Origin of the sequence: Pseudoduganella sp. RAF53_2 (genome assembly GCF_052113985.1) — a bacterium.
Taxonomy (GTDB): Bacteria; Pseudomonadota; Gammaproteobacteria; order Burkholderiales; family Burkholderiaceae_D; genus Rugamonas.
Window position 1 is genome coordinate 1 of record NZ_JBFRDW010000405.1, and the last position, 5480, is coordinate 5480.

Below are 5480 nucleotides of genomic sequence, written 5' to 3' on the forward strand. Positions count from 1 at the left end.
GTCCGACGCCGGCAAAAAAGTCCAGGTGATCGGTATCGGTATCGATTCTCCAACCAATATTGCCGATTTTGCGAAGAAATTTAATATTGCCTACCCGGTGTATGTCGCCGGCATGAGTGGCACCGACTTGTCGCGGCAGTTCGGCAATGCCCAGGGCGGCCTGCCATTTACCGTCCTGATCGGCGCAGAYGGCCAGGTGAAGAAGACTTACCTGGGCCGCTTGAAATTTGATCAGCTAAAAGCGGATTTAGCAAATTTATAATCGTCCCAATTAAGCAACAACCTCCCTTGCAATATAGCTAACGCGATGTGTAGCATACGCATCGTCGGTTATTTCTTTTAAGCAAGAAACGACATTTAACTATATTAATATCTTCAGGGAGTAATTGTATGTTTAAAAAGCTGGCTGCCATCGGGTTGGTCCTGGCGCTCACCGGTTGCGCCTCCGGCGTCAAAGTCGCCGATAACGCCCATCGCCAATTCATCACCACTCAACCGGCCAACGCCATTTCGATCAGCCTGACGGACGATGCCAAGAAAAAGCTGTCCGACAACATGAAGTTCAATCAGACCGCCCTGCTGGAGCAGGTTAAACGCGCGCTGACTGCCAAGAACATGCTGAACGAGAACCAGGCTGGCCCGATGAACACCATCGAAATCGTGGTCAAGGACATGCGCGTGCGTTCCAGCTTTACCGCTGTGATGTTCGGCTTCATGGCGGGCAACGACAGCCTGACTGGCGACGTGGTCCTGAAAGACGTGCAAGGCAAGGAACTGAACCGTTTCGAAGTCAGCGCTTCCTATGCGCTGGGTGGCCTGGCTGGTGGCCAGGACGAGTCGCGCATGAACTGGCTGTACGAAAAATTCGCTGAGCACACCGTCGAAAACCTGGGCGGCACCGCGAAAAACTAAGTTACCAAATCAGCAAAGTGCGCTCCCGTAGCGCACTTTTATTTTTTATCGAACGTGCGTTCTATTCGCTGCCAGCAATCTATTTCTCTTGCCAATGCCCGGACTTGGCGGCAAAATGCGGAACTTTCGCGGAAAATGGTCAGGGAAACATGGCAAAAAACTTGCTGCTCCTTAATGGCCCCAACCTGAATTTGTTGGGGACGCGCGAGCCGGAAATCTACGGAGCCACTACACTGGCGGATGTGGAACAGGCAGCGCAAGCACAAGCTGCAGCAGGGGGCGCTACCCTATCCAGTTTCCAAAGTAACCATGAAGGCGCGTTGATCGATCGCATCCATGCCGCACGCGGCGAGGGTGTAGACTTCATCGTGATCAATCCGGGCGGCTACACCCACACCAGCGTCGCGCTGCGCGATGCATTGGCCGGGGTCGCCATACCGTTTGTTGAAGTACACATATCGAATATTTATCGGCGTGAAGAGTTCCGCCACCATTCTTTCCTGAGCGCAATCGCGCAGGGCACGATCTGCGGCCTGGGTATCGAGGGATACCGTTTTGCCATCGACTTTGCTCTAAAAAGCAGTTAATCTACGCGATCTGCGCTTATTTGGCGCGATGTCTCCCATAAGGCGACTTCGCTCAGAACAACCAACAGAACAAAGATACACAGGGAGCCACAATATGGATCTACGCAAGCTGAAGACGCTGATTGACCTGGTCGCAGAGTCGGACATCGCCGAACTGGAAGTCACCGAAGGCGAAAGCAAAGTACGCATCGTCAAGTCCGGCGGTCTGGCACAAAACCAAATGGTCATGATGCCGCCGCAGGCACCTGTGCACTATGCACCGGCTGGCGCGCCAATGGCCGCACCGGCTGCCGCACCTGCCGCTGCTGTCCCAGCTGCAGCCGAACCGACTGGCCACGTGGTCAAGTCGCCGATGGTCGGCACCTTCTACCGCGCTTCCGCTCCAGGCAACCCACCATTCGTTGAAGTGGGCGCCACCGTCAAGGAAGGCGATACCCTGTGCATCATCGAAGCGATGAAGCTGCTGAACGAGATTGACTCGGACAAAGCAGGCACCATTACCCAAATCCTGGTGGAAAACGGCCAGCCGGTCGAATTCGGCCAGCCGCTGTTCGTCATCGGCTAATAGCGGGCTATGGCTGCTGCCGACGACACTGCGGCCAGCCTCTCCTCTTCTTCATTGAGCGCCCGGCCCGACCGGGCGCCCGCAAACATAGAATCTGCCATGTTTGAAAAAATCCTCATTGCCAATCGCGGGGAAATCGCACTGCGCATTCAGCGCGCGTGCCGCGAAATGGGCATCAAGACCGTGGTCGTGCACTCCGAAGCCGACCGCGACGCCAAGTATGTGAAGCTGGCCGACGAATCGGTCTGCATCGGCCCTGCGCCTTCGGCCCAGTCTTATCTGCAAATGCCGGCGATCATCTCGGCTGCGGAAGTGACCGACGCGGAAGCGATCCACCCAGGCTATGGCTTCCTGTCCGAGAACGCGGACTTCGCCGAGCGCGTGGAGAAATCCGGCTTCGTCTTCATTGGCCCGCGCGCCGATTCCATCCGCATGATGGGCGATAAAGTGTCCGCGAAACAGGCGATGATCAAGGCCGGCGTGCCTTGCGTGCYGGGTTCCGAAGGCGCCCTGCCGGAAGATCCGAAAGCCATCGTGCAGATTGCACGCAAGGTCGGCTATCCGGTCATCATCAAGGCGGCAGGCGGCGGCGGTGGCCGTGGCATGCGCGTGGTACACACCGAAGCAGCCCTGCTGAACGCGGTCACCATGACCAAGAGCGAAGCCGGTGCCGCTTTCGGCAATCCTGAAGTCTATATGGAGAAGTATCTGGAAAATCCGCGCCACGTGGAAATCCAGATCCTGGCCGACGAACACAAAAACGCCGTATGGCTGGGCGAGCGCGATTGCTCCATGCAGCGCCGTCACCAGAAAGTGATCGAAGAAGCGCCAGCACCAGGCATCCCACGCAAGCTGATCGAAAAGATCGGTGACCGTTGCGCCGAAGCCTGCCGCAAGATCGGCTACCGCGGCGCCGGTACCTTCGAGTTCCTATATGAGAACGGCGAGTTCTACTTCATCGAGATGAACACCCGCGTGCAGGTTGAGCACCCAGTGACCGAAATGATCACCGGTATCGACATCGTGCAGGAGCAGATCCGCATCGCTGCGGGCGAGAAGCTGCGCTTCCGCCAGCGCGACGTGATGCTGTCCGGCCACGCCATCGAGTGCCGCATCAACGCCGAAGACCCGTTCAAGTTCACCCCGTCGCCAGGCCGCATCACTGCGTGGCATACGCCGGGTGGCCCAGGCATTCGTGTAGACTCCCATTCGTATGCTGGCTACTTCGTGCCGCCTAATTACGACTCGATGATCGGCAAGGTGATCGCCTACGGTGCGACCCGCGAGCAGGCTATCCGCCGCATGCAGATCGCGCTGTCGGAAATGGTGGTCGAGGGCATCCAGACCAACATCCCGCTGCACCGCGAGCTGATGGTGGATGCGCGCTTCATCGAAGGCGGCACCAACATTCACTATCTGGAACAACGACTGGCAGAAATGCCTAAAGCAGGTACTTAAGAAATGAGCTGGACTGAAATTGTCATCGAAGTAGCACGCGACCATGCGGAGGCTTTGTCCGACGCGCTGATGGAAGTGGGCGCGCTGTCGGTGTCGGTGGAGGATGCCGATGAAGGCACCGACGCCGAGAAACCCCTGTTCGGCGAGCCGGGCATGGAACCGAAAGAAGCGGCGTGGGATCACAGCCGCGTCGTAGCGTTGACCGATGACGATGCCGACCAGGCTGCGATCGTGGCGGAAGCTGCCGCCGCGATCCAGCTGGCGGAAGTCCCCAAGTTCACGACCCGCAAAGTCGAGGATGAAGACTGGGTGCGCCTGACGCAATCCCAGTTCGACCCTATCCATATCGGTAAAAACATCTGGGTCGTGCCGAGCTGGCACGAAGCGCCTGATCCCAAGGCGCTGATCCTGGAACTGGACCCGGGCCTGGCTTTCGGCACGGGTTCGCATCCGACCACGCGCCTGTGCATGGAATGGCTGGAAGCGCATCCGGCGCCCGGCAAGACCGTGCTCGATTACGGCTGCGGTTCCGGCATTCTGGCCATGGTGGCGCGCAAGCTGGGCGCCTTCCCGGTGGCGGGTGTGGATATCGATCCACAGGCAATCGAGTCGGCTTACGATAATTCTACGCGCAATAATGTGCAGGATATCCAGTATTACGTGCCGGATGATTTTGCCGAGTCGCCGTTTGCTTCGCAGCGTTTCGACATCGTGGTCGCCAATATTCTTTCTTCGCCACTGAAGCTGATGGCGCCGATGCTGTCCGGCCGCGTGGCCGATGGCGGCGCGCTGGTGCTGTCCGGCGTGCTGGCACGCCAGGCGGAAGAAGTGGCCGCAGCTTACGCTCCCTTCATCAAGATGGGCGTGTGGGCTGAACACGATGGCTGGGTGTGCCTGTACGGCCGCCTGGGCAGCGATACCGTTCCATCTCCACGCTAAGGTAGCACTCCGCTACGCATGGCGCTCGCCACCAAATGCCCCCACTGCAATACGGTCTTCCGCGTCGCGGCTGACCAGTTGAAGCTGCGAGGGGGCATTGTCCGTTGCGGCGCCTGTAATGAAGTCTTCGACGGCAACGCGGCCCTGGTCGAACCTGCGGCCAAGCCAACGCCCGTTATTCCCGAAGTCGTCGTCACCCCGGCATCGGCAGCCGCCGACTATATCCACGGCGAGCCGCTCGACTTCGATCTCGACGCCCTCGACACCGACGAACCCCTCATCCAGTCGGACGAAGACCTCGCCGCATCAACGGCCTCCGTTGACGAACTGCTGTCCGGCATCGAGCTGGATTTCGACGACGAACCACCTGCCGCCGCGCCGGACGCGGGGCGCGAGCCAGCCACGCCACCCGCCGAGCAATCCCCCGCACCCGCAGCCAAGCGCTGGTTAGCAACCTCCGCCCCTCCTGCCGCGCCCTTCTCGGCCACTGCCGCGCCAGAGCGCGAGCTAGTGGAAGCCGAGGACGCAGCCCCGCCTGCGCCAAAGGCCACGCGCGACACCGCGCCTGAGCCGGCGTCCGAGCCCGAGTCCGAGCCAGTGTGGCAGCCAGCAGCATCCGAGCCGGAGCAGCGGGCCGAGGCGTGGTCGGCTCACGAGTTGGCGCGCGAGCCGGATGTTGCATCTGAGCCGGAGCACGAACTGGCGCACGATTCTGAGGGCACGCCTGAACCTGAGCCAACGGCAGAGGGCGCGCTTGAGCCAGAGCCAGCGGCTGACGACGCTGCGCCGGAGCCGCATCAGCCACATGCCGCTGATGCCGAGTCGCCGGCCGCCGACGTGGACGCTGCGTTCGAGGCGGAGCCTCGCGCCAAGCCGGATTTGCCGGCCGCCGAGAGCGCGTACGAGGCCGAGCTGCCTGAAGCACCGTCGCTGGCCGACGCCCATGGCCGCATCGAGCCGAGTTTCGATACGCCCCAGGAACACATCGTCGCCGCCGCACTGGATGACCTGCACCACTT

The 5480-nt window shown here is 60.2% G+C and carries 7 protein-coding genes; all 7 read left to right on the plus strand.

The window, feature by feature from the left end; translation table 11 throughout:
• Positions 1 to 262: TlpA family protein disulfide reductase (locus AB4Z11_RS21335; RefSeq protein WP_442027520.1), on the plus strand; the 262-nt coding region annotated here is incomplete at its 5' end.
• 128 nt (positions 263 to 390) lie between these two features.
• Positions 391 to 912 (plus strand): DUF4410 domain-containing protein, encoded by a 522-nt coding sequence (locus AB4Z11_RS21340; RefSeq protein WP_442027521.1) that lies wholly within the window; start codon positions 391 to 393, stop codon positions 910 to 912.
• A gap of 149 nt (positions 913 to 1061) precedes the next feature.
• Positions 1062 to 1499, plus strand: a complete 438-nt coding sequence (aroQ, locus tag AB4Z11_RS21345) for a type II 3-dehydroquinate dehydratase (protein ID WP_442027526.1) — start codon at positions 1062 to 1064, stop codon at positions 1497 to 1499.
• 94 nt (positions 1500 to 1593) lie between these two features.
• Positions 1594 to 2064 carry an acetyl-CoA carboxylase biotin carboxyl carrier protein gene (accB, locus tag AB4Z11_RS21350; protein ID WP_442027522.1) on the plus strand — a complete coding sequence of 157 codons (471 nt, stop codon included), beginning with the start codon at positions 1594 to 1596 and terminating at the stop codon, positions 2062 to 2064.
• 99 nt (positions 2065 to 2163) lie between these two features.
• The gene (accC, locus tag AB4Z11_RS21355; RefSeq protein ID WP_442027523.1) at positions 2164 to 3522 is read left to right on the plus strand and encodes an acetyl-CoA carboxylase biotin carboxylase subunit; all 1359 of its coding nucleotides are present in this window, start codon (positions 2164 to 2166) and stop codon (positions 3520 to 3522) included.
• A gap of 3 nt (positions 3523 to 3525) precedes the next feature.
• Positions 3526 to 4461 carry a 50S ribosomal protein L11 methyltransferase gene (gene prmA / locus AB4Z11_RS21360; protein WP_442027524.1) on the plus strand — a complete coding sequence of 312 codons (936 nt, stop codon included), beginning with the start codon at positions 3526 to 3528 and terminating at the stop codon, positions 4459 to 4461.
• 18 nt (positions 4462 to 4479) lie between these two features.
• Positions 4480 to 5480: MJ0042-type zinc finger domain-containing protein (locus AB4Z11_RS21365; RefSeq protein ID WP_442027525.1), on the plus strand; the 1001-nt coding region annotated here is incomplete at its 3' end.